The sequence below is a fragment of the Nonomuraea aurantiaca genome (assembly GCF_020215705.1).
GTDB lineage: Bacteria > Actinomycetota > Actinomycetes > Streptosporangiales > Streptosporangiaceae > Nonomuraea > Nonomuraea aurantiaca.
Genome location: NZ_JAIWNB010000015.1, coordinates 105,604 through 127,204, shown reverse-complemented (window position 1 = coordinate 127,204; position 21,601 = coordinate 105,604). Strand labels below are relative to the sequence as shown.

The following is a 21,601-nucleotide window of genomic DNA, read 5'->3' as shown; positions in this document are numbered from 1 at the left end:
TCACCAGGTGACGGGGAGCTCGGCGACGCCCTCGGTGATCCGGCCCTCGTTGCGGCGGAGCTGATCCAGCGGCACGGCCACGCGCAGGTCCGGGAAGCGCTGGTAGAGCCGGCTGAAGACCCCTTCGAGCTCGACCCTGGCCAGGCTGGCGCCGATGCAGTAGCGCGGGCCGTACCCGAAGCTCAGGTGCGGGTCCAGGGACTTCCGGCCGACGTCGAAGGTGTCGGGGTCGGAGTAGATCCGCTCGTCCCTGTTGGCGGCGCCGGGCATGATCAGCACGGCCTCGCCCCTGCGGATCGTGACCCCGCCGATCTCGATGTCACCGTGGGCGTAGCGCGGCAGGCCGTGCAGGCTGGGCGAGGCCATGCGCAGGATCTCCTCGACGGCGGCGGGCGCCCGGCCGGGATCGGCCTTGAGCAGCGCGCGCTGGTCGGGATTGGCCTCCAGGAACAGTACGCCGTAGTCGATGCGGTTCACCGTGGTCTCGTGCCCGGCGAACAGCAGTCCGCCGGCCAGCTGCGCCACCCTGCCGTCGTCGTCCAGCACCCCGGCCAGATCCGACAGGACGTCCTCGCCGGGCTCGTGCCGCTTGCGCTCGATGAGCCCGGCCATGTACGCGCCCAGCTCCTCGCGCGCCGCCATGCCCTTGGCCTCGTCCGCGACGTCGCCCATGCGGCTGGAGACGCCGCTGAAGTAGGCCCGGTCCTCGAAGGGGACGCCGAGCAGCTGGCAGATGACCAGCACGGGCAGCGGGAAGGACAGCTCGGCGTGCAGGTCGGCGGGCGGCGTCAGAGTGGCCAGGTGGTCCAGCCGCTCGTCGACCAGGGTCCCCACGTGATCGCTGAGCGCCTTCATCCGGCGGGCGGAGAACGAGGGCATGAACAGCCGGCGCATCCGCTCGTTGTCGGCCTTCTCGGTCGCGCTGTCGCCCTGGGGGCCGCCGAGCAGCGCGGAGCCGGAGACGCGGGCGGCCTTCTCCGGCTCGGGGTGCGAGCGCCCGAGCCGGGGGTCGGCGAACAGCTTGCGGGCGTCCTCGTAGCCGCTGACCAGCCAGATCTCGTCGCCCACCCGGGTCCGCACCCTGGTGATGCCCTTCTCGGCCCGCAGCTCCCGATAGGCCGCGGGGACCTCCAGGGCGTCCTGTCGTGCGAAAGGTATGACGGGTAAGTCACTCATAGTAGTTTCCTAATGGCTCGCGCCGTCTCGGCCCAGACCTTGGGGAAGTCCGCGTGTGCTCGCTCCGCCGTGCCACGTTCGAGGCCGATGAGCAGGCCGTACGTGAAGGTGTCCTCACCCGCCTGCCGCGCGGCCGCCGCCTCCTTGACCAGCGTCTCCTGCGCCACCACGCCGTCCTGATGCGTGCCGAGCACCTCCTGTACGGCCGCGGCGTGCTTGGCCAGCTTGACCATGCTTTTGCCGAGCGTGGGCTGGAGGGCCTCGGCGGTGTAGCGGGCCCGTTTGGCCGCCTTGCGGACGTCGTGCATGGCGAGCTCGCGGCGATCGAGGTCCGAGATCGCCTGGGCGGTGTCGTAGGTCTTGGCCACCCGGTCCCAGTTCTCGGCGGCCACGTCGCTGAGCCTGTCGTGTGCCGGCTCCGCCGCGGCCTTGGTCAACTTCGGGCCGGCCGTCAACGTGTCGAGGGCGTTGAGCAGCGCGTAGTAGCGCTCGCCACTGAGCGTGTCCTTGATGCGCCCGTACGCCTCCTGCTCGCGGGCGTGCAGGTCGTCGCCGAGCCGGGCCAGGATGCGGCCGGTGACCAGCTCGGGGGCCAGTGCCGCCAGCTCGCGGGCGAACCTGTCCCTGATCACCTCCAGGTCTCGCGCCTCGCCGAGCACGGTGCCCAGCCAGCGCAGCTCGTCCTGGACCCGCTTGGTGCCGGTGACGATGCCGCCGAACGCCTTGAGCGCGCTCCGCAGCCTCCGGGAGGCGACGCGCATCTGGTGGACGGCGTCGGGTTCCGCTCGCCGTACTCGGGGATCTTGTGAGAGGAGGGCCGTCACCTGGCCTGCCAGGTAGTCCATGACGGTCTGGCCGGCCGAGCCGTCCTTCGTGGGGGCCTGGGCGAGAGGGGGTGGTTCGAGGAGCCTGGCGAGCTTGCTGGCCGACTCCGACGGGGTGGCTCCGGCCTTCCTGAGCCGTTTGCCGACCTTGGCGAGCAGGGCCTGGTCGCCTTCCAGCAACTCCGCCTCTACCTCGCGCCACCGCACGACCCGCGGCCCGCCTGCTGGTTCGCCGTCTGGTTTGCCGTTGAAGACCGTGCCCTTGACGCGGTCGTCGGCGATCTCGACGAGCCCGGTCGGGCCGTCGTGCAGCAGCGTGACCGTCCTGCGGGTGTCGAGCTCGGCCACCACCTGGAGCTCCGCGCCGCGGGTGTAGGCGCGGACGAGCTCGGCCAGCTCGGCGGGCACGATCTTCGTGCTCCGGGTGAGCGGGTAGGTGATCTCCTGGCGTACGCCCTTGGCCTTGGGCAACTTCAGATGCCAGCCGGCGTCGTCACCGCCGCGTCTTCGCCGGAGCGTGATGCCCCGGGTGGCCAGCCTCAGATCGGGCGTGTCGTAGTAGAGCGCCACAAGCTGGTAACTCTTCGGGCCCGAGATCTCTGCCAGCTTGCTCAGGTCGGGTATCGCGTAGTCGGGGGGAACGTCGAACTTGTCCTCGATTTCGATGCCCACAGCACCTCATAGCCTTGGCCGATTTGGACAATCATGCCACCGCTGGACGAACTTCACACGCCTTGGAGGAGCTCGATTCTGTTCCCCACGGGGTCCATGAGGTAGATCCGGCGGTAGCCGGGGAGCAGGTCGTCGGGCGGTTCGGTGCTGTAGGCGGTGAGGTCGTCCACCAGGAACGCCGGGTGCGCCTTCCTGGCCGGCCGAAAGCCGTCCTCGATGCCGAGATGCACCTCCACCCCTCGGCCACGAAACCAGACGCCGCCACGTTTGGCGAGTTCAGGCGGCTTTGGCACCTCCTGGAGCCCGAGTACTCCGCCGTAGAACTCCCTCAACAACGGCTCGCTCCCCGCGGGCGCGGCGAGCTGGACGTGGTGCAGGCCGGTGATCATTTCTGGGCCACCACGAAGACGCGCCGGAACGGGAACGGCGTCCCGTACGGCCTGGCCGGATAGACCTCGTCGAGCCGCGCCCCCAGCTCGGCCGTGAACTTCTTCTGCTCGTCGGGGTCCAGCCGGTCGAAGACCGGGCGCAAGGCGGTGCCGGAGATCCAGTTCAGTACCGCGTTGTCGCCGTTGTCGCTCTGGAGGAGATGGACGTATGTCGTCTCCCAGGCGTCGACCCGGCAGCCGCTCAGGAAGTCGACGTAGTCGATGGGGTCGTCCACCGGAATGCCCCGGTTGAGGTCGCCGAGCCGATCGGACCACGCGGGCGCGGCGCAGAGCTCGCGGATCGCCACGTGGCTGGGGGCGTTGAAGTTGCCGGGCACCTGGAAGGCCAGCCAGCCGCCGGGGCTCAGCGCGTCGACCCAGTGCTCCAGCACGTCGCGATGCGCGGGCACCCATTGCAGGACGGCGTTGGACACCAGCACGTCCACCGGCCGGTCGGGCCGCCATGTCGTGACATCGGCGACCGTGAACCGCTGCTGCTGGTGCCGGCGAGCCTCCGTGATCATGGCCGGGGAGGCGTCGAAGCCCTCCACGGTAGCCTGGGGCCAGCGGCGGGCGAGTTCGAGGGTGAGTTCGCCGGTGCCACAGCCGGCGTCCACGACATAATCAGGGCTGTCGGCACCGATCCTGGCGGTCAGCTCGAAGAACGGGCGTGCTCGCTCGTCGGCGTACCTGGCGTATATGGTGGGATCCCAGATATCTCTCGACATAGAGATAATTGATATCGAGATATGTATCTCGATGTCAAGACAGTACACTCTGACCATGACGCAGGATGCGCTCCCCCCGACCCGGCGATCTCATGGCGAGGCGGTGTCATGAACGAGGAGCCGCAGGACGAGGTCGACCGGCTGGTGGCGGCCTGGCGGGCAGAGCGTCCGGACCTCGACGTCGAGCCCCTCCAGGTGCTGTCGCGGGTGTCGCGGCTGGCCAAGCATCTCGACCGGGCCAGGCGGGCGGCGTTCGCCGAGCACGCTCTGGAGCCCTGGGAGTTCGACGTGCTGACGGCGCTGCGGCGCGCGGGCAAGCCGTACGAGCTGAGTCCCGGAGCCCTGATCCGGGCCACCCTGGTCACGTCGGGCACGATGACGAACCGCATCGACCGGCTCGCCCAGGCGGGCCTGGTGCGGCGCCGGCCGGACCCGGAGGATCGGCGAGGGGTGCTGGTGTCGCTGACGGAGAGCGGGCTGGCGCGGGTGGACGCGGCGTTCGCCGGGCTGCTGCGGCGCGAGCACGACCTCCTCGCCGGCCTGCCGCTGACCGACCAACGCACCCTCTCCGCCCTGCTCCGCACCCTCCTCACGCCGTTCGATTCCTGACGCCGCGTCGCGTTCGAGGCCGCCGCTTTTGACAACCTCTTTTCCTGTACGGCTTCGCATGGGTTGCCCGCCCCGCCGTCGCGGGCGGGCGACCGTCAAGCGCCGGTCGTGAAGGCTCACGGGCTGCTCGCCGTGACGACTCGTCCTTGGCCGCCTTCTTCGGATCGTCCTTGGCCGTCTCCCGAGTCAGGCGGTCAGTCGCTCAGGCGGTCGGCGAGTTCGAGCCACTCGGCCTCGACTGCGTCCTTCTGGTCGAGAACGTCCCTGAGCTGGGCGTCCAGGGAGCCCAGTTTGGCGTAGTCGCTGGCCGCGTCCGCCATGGCGGCGTGGAGCTTGGCTTCCTGGTCGCCCAGCCGGTCGAGCTGGCGTTCGAGGCGGTTGAGCTCCTTGCGCAGCTCGCGTTCTTCCTTGGCCGACATGCCCTCCTGAGGGGCTGCGGGCTGGATCGGTGCGGGGGCCGCCGACTGGGGTGAGGTCGTTCGCGCCGTCAGGGCGGTGCCTTGGGCTCGGCGGGCCAGGTATTCGTCCACGCCTCCCGGAAGGAAGGAGAGCTTGCCGTTGCCCAGGAGCGCCACACACTTGTCCGTGACACGTTCGAGGAAGTAGCGGTCGTGGCTCACCAGGATGAGGGTGCCGGGCCAGCCGTCGAGAAGGTCTTCGAGCTCGTTCAGCGTCTCGATGTCGAGATCGTTGGTCGGCTCGTCGAGCAGCAGCACGTTGGGGTCATCCATGAGGAGTCTGAGCAGCTGCAGCCGCCGCCGCTCGCCACCCGACAGGTCGCCGACGACCTTCCACTGCGCCTCGCCCTTGAAGCCCAGGCGTTCGAGCAGCTGGGAGGCGGACCACTCCTTCTTGCCGACCTGGATGTACTTGCGGATCTCCTCGACCGTCTCCAGCACCCGGCGGGTGGGGTCGAGCTCGGCCAGCTCCTGCGACAGGTGTGCCAGGCGTACCGTCTTGCCCCTGATCATCCGCCCGGAGTCCTGCTGGACCGTGTCGGCGAGCAGCCGGAGCACGGACGACTTGCCGGAGCCGTTGACCCCGATCAGCCCGACCCGGTCGCCCGGCCCGAACTGCCAGGTGCACTCGTCGAGCACCAGCGGCCCACTGCCGGGGCCACCGGCGTGCAGGGTGACGTCTTCGAGGTCGTAGACGGTCTTGCCGAGCCGGACCGCCGCGAACCTCAGCAGTTCCACGCTCTCCCGCGCCGGCGGCTCGTCGGCGATCAGCGCCTGCGCGGCCTCCACCCGGAACTTCGGCTTCGACGTGCGAGCGGGCGGGCCGCGCCGCAGCCAGGCGATCTCCTTGCGCATAAGGTTCTGGCGGCGTTCCTCGGCGGCCTGGGCGATGCGCGCCCGCTCCGCCTTCGCGAGCACGTACGCGGCGTAACCGCCCTCATACCGCTCGACCCGCCCGTCCACGACCTCCCACGTCCTGGTGGAGACCGCGTCGAGGAACCACCGGTCGTGCGTCACGACCACCAGCGCGCTCTTGCGTCCGGCCAGATGACCGGCCAGCCAGGCGATGGCCTCGATGTCGAGATGGTTCGTCGGCTCGTCGAGCATGATCAGGTCGTGCTCGTCGATGAGCAGCTGGGCCAGCGCGGTGCGCCGACGCTCGCCACCGGACAGATCCCCCGCCTTGGCGTCGAGATCGAGATCACCGATGAGATTGCCGAGAATCTCGCGGACGCCCTGATCCCCCGCCCACTCGTGCTCGGCCTTCTCACCCAGCACGATCTCCCGGATGGGCATCGCCGGATCGAGCGCGTCATGCTGCGACAGCACGCCCACCCGCAGCCCCCGGGTATGGGTGACCCGGCCGCTGTCCGGGCGTACCTCTGCCGCGATCACCGACAGCAGCGTGGTCTTGCCGCCGCCGTTACGTCCGACGACACCTATGCGCTCGCCGACCTCGACCCCGAGGGAGACGTCGTTGAGCAGCGGTTTGGGCCCGTAGGCATGGGAAACAGACTCGAGATTTACCAGATTCATGGCCCTACCAGGGTATCGGCCTCGAAGGCGCTGTGGTGACGACACCAATCCGGCCTCACCCTCACCATCCGACCGGCGCAGCAACCGAAACCCCAGCCCTAATGCACTGATAGTGCCGGTCACTGATCGACTCTCCTGATCGACCGACTGAACTCGGCCGACCGAACATCGCCATGAGCTGCGGGCGACGTCGCATTCTCCGCCGCCTCACGACTCTTGGGAACTCGGTGACGCCCTCCGGGAGACAGCACGGTGAAATACCTACTCACGGAGGAGAGGCGTTGAGTGCTGAGACCGTCGAGATCGACGACGGAGAACTGATCCGTCGATCGGCGCACGACCCAGAGCAGTTCGCCGCGCTTTTCGACCGCTACGCCAAGCAGATCCACCTGTACGCGGCGCGGCGGCTCGGCACGCAGGCCGCCGACGACATCGTAGCCGAGACGTTCCTGGCGGCCTTCCGCAGGCGCGGGACGTACGACACGTCGTTCGCACTGGCCAGGCCGTGGCTGTACGGCATCGCCACCACATTGATCGCCAGACATCGGCGGCAGGAGGAGCGACTGCTGCGGGCGCTGAGTCGTACAGGGGTGGACCCTCTGCCTGAGGCGCTGGCCGACACCGTGACACGCCGGGTGACGGCGCAGGGCAGGGATCGTGAGCTGGCGGGGGCGCTGGCGGCGTTGCCACGCGGGCATCGGGACGTACTACTGCTGGTGGCATGGGAGGACATGTCGTACGAGGAGGTGGCGCGGGCGCTGGACATCTCGGTGGGGACCGTACGGTCACGGCTGCACCGGGCGCGGAAGAAGGCCAGGAACGTGCTCGGGGACGAGGAGCTGTGATGAACGCGATCAAGGAGTTTCGCCGGAACACCACCCCGGCGATGACCGTCGAAGCCGCAGATGCGGCCAGGGCCCGGCTGATGACGGCGATCCGCGAGCCAGGGGCCGTACAGCCGGTGACGGCGAACCAGGAGCCATGGGCCGCACGACTGGTGACGGCGATCCACGGGCTTTGGGCCACCCAGCCGGTGACGGCGATCCACGGGCCTGAGGCCACACAGCCGGTGACGGCGATCCACGGGCCTGAGGCCACACAGCCGGTGACGGCGATCCACGGGCCGAGGACCGTAGGGAAGCCGACCGCGACCCGCGCGAGAAGGCTCGGCCGGCGGGTCGCGGTGGCCGCGGCGCTGGCCCTGGTCGTCGGCGGGACCGTCGTGACGCTCAGGGACCAGCCGGACATGGCACCGGTGGCCAGCGTGGCCGAGCTGGGCGAGCGCGCCGCCCGCGCGGCCGAGAACGATCCCACGCCGACGCCAGGTCCCGGCCAGTGGCTCTACACCAAGGAACTGCAGCTTACCGGCGTCGAAGGAGACGTCGACCGAGACCGGCGCGACACCTGGGAACGGTGGACCAGCGTGGACGGCAAGCGGTCGGCCTGGTATCAGGGCGGCAAGTTGATGTTCCAGGGCAGTGCGATCATGAACCCCACCGAGCTGGCCAAGCCCCCTGTCACCTCGGCCGGGGTGATTGCCAAGATCGAGGCGGCCATCCTCGACGAAGACCACCGGGGGCCGCAGGAGCTGAACGGCCAGGTCCCGCCGGGGATGCTCTTCATGGAGATCAACCAGCTCATCACCGAGCAGTGGCTCGCCCCCGATGTACGGGCCGCGCTCTTCCGCGCGCTGCCCACGATCAAGGGCATCACGGTGACGCAGGACGTGCCCGTCGCCGACGGACGGCGAGGTGTGGCATTCAGTCTCACCGACGCCGAGGTACGCAGCTATCTGATCCTGGACCCGGAGACCTTCCGCTACCTGGGCACCAACTCAACGCGGCTGAAGGACCGGACCTACAAGTGGGCCGACGACAGCAAGGAGACCTTCAAGGCGGGCACGGTGGGCCTGACCGCCCAGCTCGAAGCCAAGATCGTGAACCAGGCCGGCCAACGCTCCTGATCACAACAGAAGAGGGCTGACGACAACGAGAACCAGGGCGGCGGCCCAGCCGACCGCCCTGGCATGGGCACAGTGGTGTGGTTTCCCGGCCACTCGGCCCTGACCATCCCTGGTAGAAGCCAGGCAGCGAGATCGTGGATCCACCACTCAGTGGGACACCATCGCGTGCCTGCACGCACCTCGCGGCACAGAGAGCGGTCAGATTGACGGCAATGCGCGGGCCGAAGTCCTCCACGGCCGCGCGGTCGCCCATCAGCTCTCGTCCCTTGCTTCCGACCTGAGAAGGTCAATCCCACCAGCCCCGTGACCTACATCCGATCGGAGGCTGGAGGAGGAAGCTCTGGGTGTCCTGGCCGCCGAGATCGAGCTGATCAACGAACCGGCCGGCCGACAGATCCCCATACGCCCCCGCCTGACCCAGTGGGGCTGCCGGTGGGGGCCGCTTCATCTCGGGAGCCTGGCGGGCTGTCGTATAGCGTCCAGCCGTGCGTGGCCGCGAGATTACCTCGGCTCGCCACCGCTCAACGCCACTGACGTGCGGCTCGATCCGTAGCGTCACCACCCGCTAATAGCGTCCCCGGACCCTAGGACGCGTAATGCGTCAACGCCGTCAGACCACCACGGCGCCTGCGACCGGCCCGTGGGCGGGGATGGCGGTGCGGGTGATGCCGGCCGTGGTGAGGGCGGCGGCCATGCGGTCGGCGTGGGCGGCGTCGGTCGCGAGAAAGGCGCAGGTCGGACCGGAGCCGGAGACGATCGCGCCGAGCGCGCCGCACTGGCGACCGGCTTCGAGAGTGCGGGCCAGTTGCGGGCGAAGTGTCAGGGCGGCGGGCTGAAGGTCGTTGGTGAGGTACGCGCCCAGCTTGCGAGCGTCCCCGGCGCCGAGCGCCTCCAGCAGGGGGTCGCTCAGCTGCGGCCAGGGAGTCTCCGCACCGGTCGCGGCACGGAGCCGGTCGCACTCGGCATAGACGGCGGCCGTCGACAGTCCGCCCTCCGCCACCGCGAACACCCAGTGAAACCGGCCGCCGGTCGGCAACTCGCTGAGCTGCTCACCTCGCCCGATCCCCACTGCCGTGCCCCCGAGCATCGAGAAGGGCACGTCACTACCCAGGTCGCCGGCGATCTCCATGAGATCGTCGAACGGCAGCCCAAGCCCCCACAACTCGTTGCACGCCACCAGAGCCCCCGCCGCGTCCGCGCTCCCCCCGGCCATGCCGCCGGCCACGGGGATGGCCTTGTGGATCACCAGCGCGGCGCCATAGGTGCGGCCCGCGTGCTTGGCCAGGGCTCTCGCGGCCTGGATCGCCAGATTCTGATCATCGATCGGGACCCGGTCCGCCCAGTTGCCCCCCACCGTGACGGTGATCGACTCGGACTCGTTGGCGACCACTTCATCGAAGATCGATACGGCGTGGAAGACGTTGACCAGGTCGTGATAGCCGTCTTCCCGAAGCGGTCCGACGGATAGCTGCACGTTGACCTTCGCGGGCACCCGTACGGTAACCGAACTCATCGATCTTCTGTCACTTTCGTCGCTTTGGCGGGGTTGAGGACTGTCGAGCTTGTCGAGGGACACTCGAGCCTATAGTGGCTCGCTTCCTGCTCACGTGATTCTTGGCAGAAGTGGTGACGCCCGTACGGGACCGATCCAACACGCGTACCCGAGGGGCTGCGGCGCACGCTTAGCTGCACTTTTACCGGCTGGGCACTCGGGGCGCCATTTCAACTTGTCCCACCCCGCTCCGCCCTGCGCTGCTCCGCCCCGCGCTAGCCCGCCTGCCTGCTCCGCCCTGCGTGCCTGTCCCGCTCCGTCCTGCCCCGGACCGCCCTGTCGCGCTCCGTCCTTGCCTGCCTCCACCCTGGCCTGCTCCACCCTGGCCTGCTCCACCCTGGCCTGCTCCACCCTGGCCTGCTCCACCCTGGCCTGCTCCGCCCTGGCCTGCTCCGCCCGGCCCCGCCCCCTGCTTGTCTCGTCGAGATTGAGGCAGGCTCGCCAAACTGAGGCATCCACGTGCCGTGTCATCTTGCTGAGGCAATCGATCGCATGGGGCGGTGCAGGCCGTTACCCCGGAGGTCGCGCGCCACGTGCGGCGAGCGGCGGCGCAAGGCCGCCCCGCTCTGGGGATGATTCGAGATTGTCGGCAGGACGTTATCGCCAGGCATAGGCGATTGCCTTGAGTAGCTCAATGGACGCCGCTTCCCGCTCAATGCGGACTTTTCGCCTTCAATGCATGTGATCAAGAGCGATCAGCATGGATGTCAGGAATACGCGATATATCTTGACGCGATCGTGCTGACGAGTAATATCTCGACTATGGAGACGGATTCTCAGGAGGCGTCAATGCATGTCGCGATCATTGGAGGCGGGCTCGCGGGGCCATGCCTGGCCCACGGGTTACAACGGGCCGGATTCCAGGTGACGTTGCATGAGCGCGACCCGGAGCCGGCCAAAGGGCAGGGCTATCGCATCCACATCGCAGCGGAGGGCAACCGCGCCCTCCACGACTGCCTGCCCGAACACCTTCACCGCCTGGTGCTGGCCACGGCGGGGACGCCCGGCCCGGGCGTGACGATCTTCGCCAGTGATCTCACTGTCCTCAACAGGTTCGTGGTCAACGACCCAGCGGCCGAGCTCACTCCCGACAGCGGCATCAGCGTCGACCGGCTTACCTTGCGTACGATCCTGCTCGCCGAACTGGAGAAGGTGACCCGGTTTGGGAGCGAGTTCACCGGGTTTGAGGTCCTTCCCAGTGACCGGGTCAGGGCACGCTTCGCCGACGGCGCCGTACAGGAGGCTGACCTGCTGGTCGCCGCCGACGGGTCCATGTCGCGGGTCCGGCGCCAGCTGCTCCCGTACGCCCGGGTCGTGGACGTCGGCATGCGGCTGATCTTCGGCAAGACCCCGTTGACCAGCGACGTGGCGGCGATCACCCCCGCCGAGTCCCTGGACGGGTTTTCCACCGTCGTCGGCTCCGGCGGCCGGTTCATGCCGCTGGCCGGGCACCGGTTTCGGCGCGACCCACGCGAGGCCGCGGCTGAACTCCGGTCCGGTCTGGAGTTCACTGACACCCGCGACTACGTGATGTGGGTGCTCGGCACCCCCGACGACGTGTCGGCGCTGGACGGCGCCGGCTTGCGCGACGCCGCCCGCGAACGCGTCACCGACTGGGACCCCCGCCTCGGGGAAATCATCCGGCGGGCGGACCCAGCTACGGTCCGCACCGCATCCATGCGGACGTCGGAGCCGGTGAAGCCGTGGCCGAGCGGCCCGGTGACACTGGTCGGGGACGCCATCCACTGCATGGTGCCGGCCGGGATCGGCGCTGCTGTGGCCCTGCGCGACGCCGCCCTGCTCACGCGCCGACTCGCTGATGCCCGCGACCGCGGGCTGCCGCTCGTCGAGGCCGTACACGCCTATGAGGCGGAGATGCTCCAGTACGGCTTCGAGGCGGTGGCCGCCGCTGCCAAGCAGGCCGGCCTGACTACGGCCTAGGAGACGACGCGAACGGCGCAGTTCTTGGCCCCGACCAGTGGGGTGGCCAGGAGGGTTCGCCGGTGTTTCGTCACACGACTGTCTCGATCTCTGTGACGGTCCCTGGTGACTGGGGTCCTTTCGGAGGCGATGCCCCTTCAGAGGAGGAAGAAAACGGTCAATCGTGGCTGGGGCCCCTCTTGAGGGGATCCGCCCTATGGGCGAGAGGAAGAAACGGTCCGTCATGGCTGGGGCCCGATCGGAAAGATCCGCCCAACGGGCGAGAGGCAAGAAGCCGTCCGCCATCGCAGAGGCCCTCCCAGAGAGATCCACCCAACCGGCGAGACGGAAGAAACCACCCGCCATCGCAGAGGCCCTAATGAAGGGGCCCCCTACCGGCGAGAGGAGGAGGAACGGATACCCGGCGAACGTTCGTGGGCATCGCACTGGCACGACCTCCTGCCGCTCTGACGAGAGCACGTCGAGAAGCGTGCGTGGCAGGATCGGGCTAACGTGGCGCCCTCTGGAGGAGATCGGCTATGTCGGTACGCCCAGACACCACCTTCAACCCTCGCGCTGGCGGAAACGTTCTTGGAGAAGGAGGACGCGTGACAGTGGCACGAGTACTGGTGGTCGGTCTCGATCCCGCCAAGATCCAGGGCTGGGCCCTGGAGCCGGTCCAGGCGGCAATGGCGCGCGGTCAGGCCCGTTTCGACGATCACGGTATCGAGGCCGACTGGTGCCTGTTGGCACTTGACGACAACCCCGAAGGCGCGATCGTGGAGGCGCTGACCCGCTACGACTACGCCTGCATAGTGATCGGCGGCGGCATCCGCAAGTACGAGCCCTTGCTCGAATTCTTCGAGAAGACGGTCAATCTGGTCCGGCAGCACGCGCCCGACGCGGCCATCGCCTTCAACAGCAGCCCCGAGGACTGCGCCGACGCCGCCCTGCGGTGGCTGCGCTAGCTGTACTGACCACGGACGTTTGGTGACATAAGGACAAGATCGGTGACTCGCCGTCGAGGATCTTGAAATGGTGATGACCTCCGGGCGTGGTGTGTATCGACCAAGAAACGCACCGCCCGCCGGAGGTTCTCGTGCCCCACCGCAATGCCCTGCTGACCGAACGGGGCGTCTTCGCCTGGCATGCTGCGTCGTGAATGAGGAATGGCCGCTGCGGCCGGCCGCCGAACGTTTTCAGGTCTCGCACACCACAGCGCGGCGATGGGCTGAGCGCTACCGACGGCAGGGGGCGGCCTGCATGAGTGACCGCCCCAGCCGGTCCCATCACAGCCCGCATCGCACCGGCACTCGGACCGAACGACGGATCGTCAAGATCCGCTTCACACACCGGCTGAGCCCGGCCCGCATTGCCGCCCGCCTGGGCGTGCCCACCTCGACCGTGCACCGCGTCCTGCCCGACTAGGGCAGTCACCGCCACACCGACGGCATGGCCTACTGATCAGCGTGGGCGGCTGAGGGCGGCCTCAGCCAGATCCGTCCATTTCTCGGCCGAGGAGTGGGGTACGACCACCCAGTCCTTTATCACCCTGCCCTGCCCCGAGGGGTCGAACAGGGATGCCCCCGCCAGCTGGAGCGCGGCAGTGTGTTCGGGGGTGTCCCTGACCAGCCGGAACACCATCGCGCCGTCACGCTGCAGGCTCGCGAACACCTTCCCCGCCTGATCTTTGAGTGCGGGACTCCCCATCATCCTGGAGATCTGTACACCCAGGTCGGCCAGCTCAGCGCCGACCTGCTTGAAATCCTCATCCGCGCTCATCGTCAGTCGGTCCTAAACTCCATGGCGGCGTGGTCGAACAGCTCATCGTGGTCGGGGCTCTTCCCACGTGGCGCGCTCGCCTCGGCCCCGCCCTCCGGCAGCACGACGATCAGGCTAGTGGCTCGACTTGGACGGCGCGCTACATCAGGGGAAAATACATCTCTTTGGGGGAAAGAGGGAGTTTTGTCGGAAGTGACGGTTGTTGAGGTGCCGCAGTGGCAGGGGTCGGGATCAGCTACGGCCGAGCGGCTTCGGGAGGGTGCCCGGTTGTTGGCGGGGATGGTGCCTGCGGGGCGGCGACTGCGCGTTGAAGTCGATGATGATCTGATCATCACGGCTTCTCGGGTGCGGGCGATGATGTCGCAGGTGGGCGAGGGGCTCATGGTCACCGCTGGAGGTGATTGCGGGGTCGAGTTGGAGCCGGTGGCGGCGGCTCGGCGGAAGTACGGGGATCGGCTGGTGATCGTCTGGTTCGATGCTCATGGGGATCTCAATACGCTGGCCGACTCACCGTCTGGGGCGTTTCACGGGATGGTGCTGCGGGCCCTCACCGGTGAAGGACCGGCGGGGCTGGTGCCCGAGGAGCCGGTCCGTCCGTGGCAGATCGTGCTCGCCGGGGTACGGGATCTCGATCCGGCCGAGGGTACGTTCGTTGAGACGAGTGGGGTGTGCCACCTGGGTATGCCGGATCCCGCGACGCTGGTCGATGCGATCGCTTCAGCTGGTTTCGATCAGGGGCGGGCTGGTTTTCCGAAGGAGCGCGGATTCGAGGAGAAGGTCGTCTACCTACATATCGATCTTGATGTGCTGGATCCGGAGGTCTTCGCGAGCGTGGGGACGCCGGCCCCGGGCGGGATGCGACCTGATGGGCTGCTTGGACTGGTCAGCGCGGTGGCGGAGCGGTTCGAAGTAGTGGGGCTGGGGATCGTGGAGTATGAGCCGGGCAGGCCCGAGGATCAGAAGTTGCTCGCGCCGCTGGTCGAGAAGTTGGTCAAAGTCTGCGCTCGCACTTGACGCTCACATTTGAGGAGCCCGGCCGCACCCGGTGAACGGGGGGATGGGATGCGGCCCGGGAATGAGGGCTGGTCCTCGTGTGGTGGCGAGGGCCAGGGTGGCTCGGGGTGCTGCCGACCGTCGGCTGGCGGCTGGCGGCTGGCGGCTGGCGGCTGGCGGCTGGCGGCTGGCGGCTGGCGGCTGGCGGCTGGCGGCTGGCGGCTGGCGGCTGGCGGGGTCAGCCTGGGCGTACGGCGCCTCGGTAGAGGGGGCGATAGTAGGTGGAGGTTAGGAACGGGGTTTTTCTGACCACGTCGCCGGTTTTGGGGGCGTGGATCATTACGCCACCGCCGAGGTTGAGGCCGACGTGGGTGGGGTCGCCGGTGCCGCCGCCGAAGAAGACCAGATCGCCCTTGCGTAGCTCGCCGAGTGTGACTCTGCGGCCCTGGCGGAACTGGGTGCCTGTGTAGTGGCCGAGCCTTATGCCGGCTTTGGACCAGGCGTAGAGGGTCAGGCCGCTGCAGTCGAAGCCCTTGGTGTGGGCTCCCCTGCCTATGCCTGTGGTGGGGCCTGACGGGGTGCCGCCGCCCCATGAGAACGGGGTGCCCAACTGGTCGATGGCGGCTGCCGCTGCGATGTCGCCCTTGGGCCGGGGCTTGGTGGGGCTTGGCTCGGGCGGAGTGCTTCGGGGGTCTCGGGGATCTCCATCTTCGGGGTGTTCGGTGTCTCGGGGGTCTCGGTCACCGGGGTTCCGGGGGTCTCCGGGGTCCCGGGGGGTCTTGGCCGGGGGATGGGGGGCAAAGCAGGCTTCTGGAGGAAGGGGGATGAGAACGTAGATGGGCTGCTGGTCCGCGCCCCCGGAATGGTCGGCGCCCTCAGGATGGTCCGCGCCCTCAGGAGGCAGGGCAAAGAGCATCTCTGGCGGGACGTCCTGGGAGAGTCTCGTATCGCGTCTGCCATTTATGGGGCTCGTATCGCGTGTGCCCTTCACGGGGCTCATATCGCGCCCGCCACTCACGGGTTTGGTGGGTAGGGCGATCAGGTGGAAGCACTGGGTGGTCGGTGGCTTGAGTGAGGTCGCGTTGGCACTCGCGGCTGCAACCGTGTTGGGGAATGCGAGGAGGGCTGCGAGGGTGCCTCCTCCGACCGCGAGCCCAGTGAGAGCAGGGCGGATGCTCAGGGCGGGGCGGGCAGTCAGGGCGGAGCGTGGGCTCACTGCGGGGCCTGTGGCCGGGTTGGCGCGGATGCTCGGGACCGGGTGAGCGTTCACGGCGGGGCGAGGGTTCACGGCGGGGCGAATGGCCAAGGTAAAGCGGGTGCCCAGGCCAAAGCGGGTGGACATGACGGAGCGGGTGCCCAGAACGGAGCGGGGGGTCCGGACGAAGCGGGGGGTCTGGGCGGAGCCGGGGGTCATGTGGGCCTCCTGCGATTTGCGGAACGGAGGCCTCAGGATCTTGTGAGCGGGCATGGCGTCGGGGAGCCGAGCGGGGTTCTGTGGATATCCGGGGTTGCGGAGGCGACCCTCTGTGGATAACCAGGGTTGCCCGGGATGGCTTTTGTGGCTTCCAGGCCCCGAAGCCCGATTCCCTAAGCACGCGACCCTCGCCGGGTGCGGATCTCCTCAGACGCGGATCTCCTCAGACGCGGATCTCCTCAGACGCGGATCTCCTCAGACGCGGATCTCCTCAGACGCGGATCTCCTCGGACGCGGATCTCCTCGGACGCGGATCTCCTCGGACGCGGATCTTCCCGGGCGCAGATCCCCTCAGGCGCAGATCCCCTCAGGCGCAGATCCCCTCAGGCGCAGATCCTCCCGGGCGCAGATCCCCTCAGGCGCGCCGATCGCCTAAGGCTCGCGAGTCGTCCCGCTCGATCTACGAGGGCTTGGCCTCCGCGATTCGGGCGAAGGCTGTCACGTCGAGCTGCTCCCCCCGCGCGGACGGGTCCACCCCGGCCGCCCGCAAGGCGGTTTCGGCCTGGGCGGGGGTGCCGGCCCAGGACGCCAGCGCGGCGCGCAACGTCTTGCGGCGCTGGGCGAATGCGGCGTCGATCACCGCGAACACCTCCTCGCGTGAGGCGGAGGTCTCGGGTGGGTCCCTGCGGGCCATGGAGACGAGGCCGGAATCAACGTTCGGTGCGGGCCAGAACACCGTCCGCCCCACCGGGCCCGCCCGCCGTACGTCCGCGTACCAGGCGGCCTTCACCGACGGCACCCCGTACACCTTGGAGCCGGGGCCGGCCGCGAGGCGGTCGGCCACTTCCGACTGGACCATCACGAGGCCCTTGCGCAGTGACGGCAGCACCTGCAGCAGGTGGAGGACGACCGGCACCGCGACGTTGTACGGGAGGTTCGCGACCAGGGCCGTGGGCGTGTGGCCCAGCAGGTCGGCGGAGGTGATGCGCATGGCGTCGGCCTCCACGACCGTGAGCTTGTCGCTGAGGCCGCGGTCCGCGACGGTCACCGGGAGCTGGCCCGCGAGCACCGGGTCGATCTCGACGGCCACCACGTGCTGGGCCTCGGGGAGCAGCGCGAGGGTGAGTGAGCCGAGGCCGGGGCCCACCTCTATGACCACGTCGTCTGGGGCCAGTGAGGCCACTCTGACGATGCGCCGCACGGTTCCCGCGTCGATCACGAAGTTTTGGCCTAGCTTTTTCGTCGGACGAAGATTTAGCTTATCCGCCAAAATACGTATTTCCGCAGGGCCCAACAGGCTCATCATCCAACCAGTCTCCCGCATCGAAGAACCTGCGATGGCGGATGGGGGCACCACAGGGGAGGATGGGCGTGGAACAGGAAGGGACGTCCTTGATGGAGCCAACGGGCGCCGCGCCGCTCCGCCCGACGGATCTGCGGGAAATCGGCCCGTACCGGCTGCTCGGCCGACTCGGCGAGGGCGGCATGGGTACGGTGTTCCTGGCCAGGGCACCGACGGGGCGGTTCGTCGCGGTCAAGGTGGTGAAGGCCGAGTTCGCCAACCAGCAAGGGTTCGCGGACCGCTTTCATGCCGAGGTGGAGAACGCGCGGCGGGTGGCATCGTTCTGTACGGCTCAGGTGCTCGACAACGGCAACACCGGCGACAGCCGCCCGTACATGGTGACCGAGTACATCGGCGGCACCCCGTTGTCGGACCAGATCGCCAAGTACGGCGCGCTGGACCCGGGGCCGCTGCACGGCGTCGCGCTGGGAGTCGCGGCGGCGCTGGCGGCGATCCACGTAGCCGGGCTGGTGCACAGGGATCTCAAGCCGGCCAATGTCATATTGTCGCTGTCCGGGCCGCGAGTGATCGACTTCGGCATCGCCAGGGCGCTCGACAGGGAGACCGGGTTCACCATGTCCGGTGAGCTGCTGGGCAGTCCTGGCTGGTGGGCGCCCGAGCAGGTACGGGGGGAAACGGTCACTCCGGCCGTCGACATCTTCGCCTGGGGCTGTCTGATCGCGTACGCCGGTAATGGGCGCCACCCGTTCGGGCGCGGCGACCCCATCACGCTCGCCACACGCGTACTGAACGCGCCGCCGGACCTGGGCGCTCTGCCCGCGCCGCTCGATGAGCTGGTCCGGCGGGCTACCGACATGGATCCGGCTCAGCGGCCCACGGCCCAGGACCTGCTGATCGCCCTGGTCGGGGGCACTGCGCCCGCACCCGCGGCGCCATCGGCGACATCGGCGGCCGATCCGCCGACTCTCGTGGCTCCCGGGCTGCTCGACGACTGGGAGCCGCCGCAGAACGTGGTGAACGAGCCCGACATCACGGCTACGTTCGCCACGCCGCCGCCCAGCGACACGACGGCCAAGGGACCCGCCGCCGTGACCACCGACCCGTCCCGGGTGGGATCTCGGCCGGAGTCCCAGCCGGGATCTCGACCGGGCTCCCAGCCGGGGTCCCCGTCAGGATCACAGCCGAGGTCACAGTCGGGGTCACAGTCGGGGTCACAGTCGGGGTCACAGTCGGGGTCACAGCCGCAGCAGGCGTTCCAGGCGCAGTCGTCGCCAGGTCAGGAGCAGCCCGATCTGGCGGAGCTGTCTCGCCGGGAGGAGCAGGCGGCTCGCGAGGAGCTGGCGCGCTGGGAGGTGCCCACCCCCCAGCAGCCGACCGCCAAGAAAGCGACGCTCAAGAAGCCGACGCTCAAAAAACCGAGTGCCAAAAAGGAGCAGGCCCGCTTAGCCGAGCAGGCCCGCCAGGCGGACCAGCCGGGCCAGGCCGAGGTCCAAGCCCAGGCCCAGGCCCGTCAGGACGAGCCGAACGTACAGGCTCGCCAGACGAACCCGGGGATCCAGGCAGAGGCGCTGTCCTCGGACGACACCCAGGCCCCCGCCCCCGGCCGTTCCCTGAGCACCCGCTGGCTCATCGCGGCCGCCGCGGCCGTGGCGGCCATCGCCGTCACCTTCGGCGTCCTCATCGTGACCTCCAGCCGCAACATCTCGCCGCCCGTCCAGTCGCAGACCCAGTCGGCGTCCGCCTCGGCGCGGCCCAACGACCTCGGTCACCGGTTCGCCCTCGGCAAGTCCTTCGACGACCCGCAGCTCATCATCGCGGCGGCCCCGCAGTGCGGCCTGAAGGAGTACGAAGGCAAGACGCAGACCTTGGGCCAGCTGTGCGTGGTCCGCTGGACGATGCTGAACCCCGGAGGCGAGCGCCAGGAGATCGGCGAGCCGATCGTCTCGCTGCTCGACGACAAGGGCGGGCGCCACGACCCGGTGGAGGCGGCGTTCCCGGCGGCGATCACCGCAGGTGACCGCATCGACAACGCGTTCGTGTTCGACCTGCCGTTGTACCGCAAACCGGTACAACTCATCGCGACCAGGCTCAAGAACGGTAACCAGATCGAGGTCCGGTTGTGAAGATGATCGGTGCGGCGCTTCTCGCGCTGGCCGTCCTCATAGGCGGCATGAGCACCGCGGCGACAGCCGCTGCCAAGAAGGCCGCGTGCTCGGGTACGAGCGACTTCGACGGCGACGGCCTGGACGACGTGGCGGTCGGCGATCCGTTCGCCGATGACGGCAAGGGCGCGGTGTACGTCCTCTCCGGGGACAAGGTGATCCCCGTGCCCGTGCCCCGCATCGAGGGCGACGCGCTCGGCTGGTCGGTGACGCTGGCCAAGATCGACCCCGGCAACGCCTGCGCCGACCTGGTGGTGGGCGCGCCCTACACCGATGTGGACGGGGTCAGGGACGCGGGCGCGGTCTATGTCGTGTATGGCGGGAACAGCAAGGGACCGGAACGCCTGACGGCTCCCGAGCCGCAGCGCAACGCCCACTTCGGCTGGTCCTTGGCCGCCCGGGGCGACCTGGTGGCGATCGGCGCGCCGTACGAGGACCAGGCCCAGATCGCCGACGCGGGCTCCGTCTACGTACGCCAGGGCATGGGGCGGCTGATCCGGATAAATCAGGACTCGGTGGAGGTGCCGGGCAACGGCGAGGTGGGTGACCAGTTCGGCTGGTCGGTGGCGGTCGGACCGGGCAACAGCCTGCTCGTCGGCGTCCCGTACGAGAACGACGACGGCGCCGGCCGCCAGGTCGACCAGGGCAAGTCCGACTCGGGGGCCGCGGTCCGCATCGACAACGCGCTGGCGCCGAGGCTCTCGGGGGTCAAGGTCGACTCGCCCACCAAGGAGGCCGGAGACCGGTACGGCTACGCGGTGGCGTACGCCGAGGGGGCCGGGTTCGCGGTGACCGCGCCGGGCCACGGCTACGTCCAGCTCTACGACCAGGCCATGCGCCCGACGAGGCGGGTGGGGCAGGCCGCCGGGTTCGGCTTCTCGCTGGCCGCCTCGGCCGAGGGCAGGGTGGCCGTCGGCTCGCCCTACGAGGGAGCCGTACGGGTGCTGTCGTTCAAGAACGAGGCCGAGGACAAGAGGCTCCCGACAGTGGCCGGCCTGTTCGGCTGGTCGCTGGCCTACAGCGGCAACAAGCTCTTCATCGGCCAGCCCGACGCCGTCCCGGCCGGCAAGGTCATGGTGCTGGCCCGCAACTCCGACGAGCTGCGGCCGCTCCAACCACCCAAGGGAGCCGACTTCGGCACATCCATCGCCGGTTGATCCACCCGGCAGGAAGCGGTCAGTCGAACAGCCTGGCCCCGCACTCCCGCCACTGCCCCTGCCACCGCCCGCCGACCAGCTGGTAGAGCAGCTGCGCCCGATAGGTCTGCTCCTCCGGCGGCCAGGCGTGCGGTAGCCCGGTCCCGCCGACGGCCGTCCACATGGCCACGCTGAACCCGTACATCCCGTAATAGGGCCCGGCGGGATTGACCGCCAGCGGGTCGCCATTCGACATGCAGTGGGCCAGCGCCGCCCAGTCGAGCGCCGCCACGGCCGCCGGCACGGCCACGGTGTGCGGCGGCTCGGGCGGGCTGACCCTGATGACGGTCCCCTGCGCCGGGAAGCTGTCGAGCGGCGGGCGCACCCGGTAGCCGGGGCGCAGCGGGATGCGGCGTTGCCTGAGCACCTCACGGACGGTCCGGCCGGTGGTCGTGATCGCCATCCGGACGCCGCCCGTCTCGACGTACACCTCACGCCGCGTATACACCGAGAGCGACATCCCGGACAGCGGCACGTGCTTGGTTGGCGGGGCCGACAGCCGGCCGCCCGCCGGGCTGATGTCGAGCTCGGCCAAGGCGTCACCCACGTTCGTGGCGGTCACCAGGCGGCGGGTGGTGTGCCCGTCGAGGGTCAGCGTGATCGGGCGGGCGTGGCGTACCACGATCCGCGTCCCGTCGGCGAGCTCCACCTGCCCGGCCGGGCGTACGGAGTCGCCGTACCCCACCGACACCCCGGCTTCACCGAGGAGCTCCTGCACCGAGCCGGCGAAGCTGCGCAGCGCCATCGGCTTGCCGTCGACGACCAGCACCACGCTCTTGACCAGTGTCGCGACGGTCCCGATGCCGCCCACGGCCACGACCGCGAGCAGGCAGATCACCGGTGTCCACGGTGATCGCCAGGCAATACGAGGGCGCGGGGCGCGCC

18 protein-coding genes and 1 pseudogene are annotated in these 21,601 nt (G+C 69.1%); 9 read left to right on the top strand and 10 right to left on the bottom strand.

The features are described from left to right. Genes LDL49_RS31490 through LDL49_RS31475 form a run of 4 tightly spaced genes read right to left on the bottom strand, consistent with a single transcriptional unit; the run spans window position 1 to window position 3,828 of the window. Entirely contained in the window at window positions 1-1,176 is a 1,176-nt protein-coding gene (locus LDL49_RS31490) for a cytochrome P450 (protein ID WP_225296315.1), read from the bottom strand. Next, window positions 1,173-2,672 (bottom strand): CYTH and CHAD domain-containing protein, encoded by a 1,500-nt coding sequence (locus LDL49_RS58545; protein ID WP_225296313.1) that lies wholly within the window; start codon window positions 2,670-2,672, stop codon window positions 1,173-1,175. The genes LDL49_RS31490 and LDL49_RS58545 overlap by 4 nt, the downstream gene beginning before the upstream one ends. A gap of 53 nt (window positions 2,673-2,725) precedes the next feature. Next, entirely contained in the window at window positions 2,726-3,061 is a 336-nt protein-coding gene (locus LDL49_RS31480) for a VOC family protein (protein WP_225296311.1), read from the bottom strand. Next, on the bottom strand, window positions 3,058-3,828 hold the full coding sequence (locus LDL49_RS31475; protein ID WP_225296309.1) for a trans-aconitate 2-methyltransferase: 771 nt from the start codon (window positions 3,826-3,828) through the stop codon (window positions 3,058-3,060). The genes LDL49_RS31480 and LDL49_RS31475 overlap by 4 nt, the downstream gene beginning before the upstream one ends. 108 nt (window positions 3,829-3,936) lie before the next feature. Between LDL49_RS31475 and LDL49_RS31470 the strand changes: the two genes are divergently transcribed. Further along, window positions 3,937-4,437: a MarR family winged helix-turn-helix transcriptional regulator gene (locus LDL49_RS31470; protein WP_225296308.1), complete on the top strand. Its 501-nt coding sequence runs from the start codon at window positions 3,937-3,939 to the stop codon at window positions 4,435-4,437. 194 nt (window positions 4,438-4,631) lie between these two features. On the opposite strand, the gene LDL49_RS31465 is transcribed toward LDL49_RS31470, so the two are convergent. After that, on the bottom strand, window positions 4,632-6,431 hold the full coding sequence (locus LDL49_RS31465) for an ABC-F family ATP-binding cassette domain-containing protein (RefSeq protein WP_225296306.1): 1,800 nt from the start codon (window positions 6,429-6,431) through the stop codon (window positions 4,632-4,634). 281 nt (window positions 6,432-6,712) lie between these two features. On the opposite strand from LDL49_RS31465, the gene LDL49_RS31460 reads away from it, so the two are divergent. Next, window positions 6,713-7,276: an RNA polymerase sigma factor gene (locus LDL49_RS31460; protein ID WP_225296305.1), complete on the top strand. Its 564-nt coding sequence runs from the start codon at window positions 6,713-6,715 to the stop codon at window positions 7,274-7,276. Continuing rightward, window positions 7,276-8,394, top strand: coding sequence for a CU044_5270 family protein (locus LDL49_RS31455; protein ID WP_225296303.1), 1,119 nt, complete (start codon window positions 7,276-7,278; stop codon window positions 8,392-8,394). The genes LDL49_RS31460 and LDL49_RS31455 overlap by 1 nt, the downstream gene beginning before the upstream one ends. Window positions 8,395-9,004: 610 nt before the next feature. On the opposite strand, the gene LDL49_RS31450 is transcribed toward LDL49_RS31455, so the two are convergent. After that, entirely contained in the window at window positions 9,005-9,907 is a 903-nt protein-coding gene (locus LDL49_RS31450; protein ID WP_225296301.1) for a 4-(cytidine 5'-diphospho)-2-C-methyl-D-erythritol kinase, read from the bottom strand. 828 nt (window positions 9,908-10,735) lie between these two features. Between LDL49_RS31450 and LDL49_RS31445 the strand changes: the two genes are divergently transcribed. The 3 genes and pseudogenes from LDL49_RS31445 to LDL49_RS31435 form a co-directional block, all read left to right on the top strand. Next, window positions 10,736-11,887 (top strand): FAD-dependent oxidoreductase, encoded by a 1,152-nt coding sequence (locus LDL49_RS31445; RefSeq protein ID WP_225296299.1) that lies wholly within the window; start codon window positions 10,736-10,738, stop codon window positions 11,885-11,887. Window positions 11,888-12,474: 587 nt separating this feature from the next. Further along, window positions 12,475-12,834, top strand: coding sequence for a hypothetical protein (locus tag LDL49_RS31440; protein ID WP_225296297.1), 360 nt, complete (start codon window positions 12,475-12,477; stop codon window positions 12,832-12,834). A gap of 131 nt (window positions 12,835-12,965) precedes the next feature. Continuing rightward, window positions 12,966-13,285: pseudogene (locus LDL49_RS31435) on the top strand (helix-turn-helix domain-containing protein); the annotation flags it as partial. Window positions 13,286-13,330: 45 nt separating this feature from the next. Here the strand turns inward: LDL49_RS31435 and LDL49_RS31430 are convergent. Beyond that, window positions 13,331-13,648: a hypothetical protein gene (locus LDL49_RS31430; protein WP_225296295.1), complete on the bottom strand. Its 318-nt coding sequence runs from the start codon at window positions 13,646-13,648 to the stop codon at window positions 13,331-13,333. A 192-nt stretch (window positions 13,649-13,840) separates the two neighbouring features. Between LDL49_RS31430 and LDL49_RS31425 the strand changes: the two genes are divergently transcribed. Next, on the top strand, window positions 13,841-14,662 hold the full coding sequence (locus LDL49_RS31425) for an arginase family protein (protein ID WP_225296548.1): 822 nt from the start codon (window positions 13,841-13,843) through the stop codon (window positions 14,660-14,662). Between the two features lie 217 nt (window positions 14,663-14,879). On the opposite strand, the gene LDL49_RS31420 is transcribed toward LDL49_RS31425, so the two are convergent. Further along, window positions 14,880-15,251: an NlpC/P60 family protein gene (locus LDL49_RS31420; protein WP_225296293.1), complete on the bottom strand. Its 372-nt coding sequence runs from the start codon at window positions 15,249-15,251 to the stop codon at window positions 14,880-14,882. Between the two features lie 1,264 nt (window positions 15,252-16,515). Beyond that, window positions 16,516-17,379 (bottom strand): 16S rRNA (adenine(1518)-N(6)/adenine(1519)-N(6))-dimethyltransferase RsmA, encoded by an 864-nt coding sequence (rsmA, locus tag LDL49_RS31410; protein WP_225296292.1) that lies wholly within the window; start codon window positions 17,377-17,379, stop codon window positions 16,516-16,518. Between the two features lie 71 nt (window positions 17,380-17,450). On the opposite strand from rsmA, the gene LDL49_RS31405 reads away from it, so the two are divergent. Both LDL49_RS31405 and LDL49_RS31400 read left to right on the top strand, forming a co-directional pair. Further along, window positions 17,451-19,481 carry a serine/threonine-protein kinase gene (locus tag LDL49_RS31405; protein ID WP_225296290.1) on the top strand — a complete coding sequence of 677 codons (2,031 nt, stop codon included), beginning with the start codon at window positions 17,451-17,453 and terminating at the stop codon, window positions 19,479-19,481. Between the two features lie 2 nt (window positions 19,482-19,483). Then, the gene (locus tag LDL49_RS31400; protein ID WP_225296545.1) at window positions 19,484-20,677 is read left to right on the top strand and encodes a hypothetical protein; all 1,194 of its coding nucleotides are present in this window, start codon (window positions 19,484-19,486) and stop codon (window positions 20,675-20,677) included. A 19-nt stretch (window positions 20,678-20,696) separates the two neighbouring features. On the opposite strand, the gene LDL49_RS31395 is transcribed toward LDL49_RS31400, so the two are convergent. Next, window positions 20,697-21,554: a resuscitation-promoting factor gene (locus LDL49_RS31395; protein WP_225296288.1), complete on the bottom strand. Its 858-nt coding sequence runs from the start codon at window positions 21,552-21,554 to the stop codon at window positions 20,697-20,699. Between the last annotated feature and the right edge of the window lie 47 nt (window positions 21,555-21,601).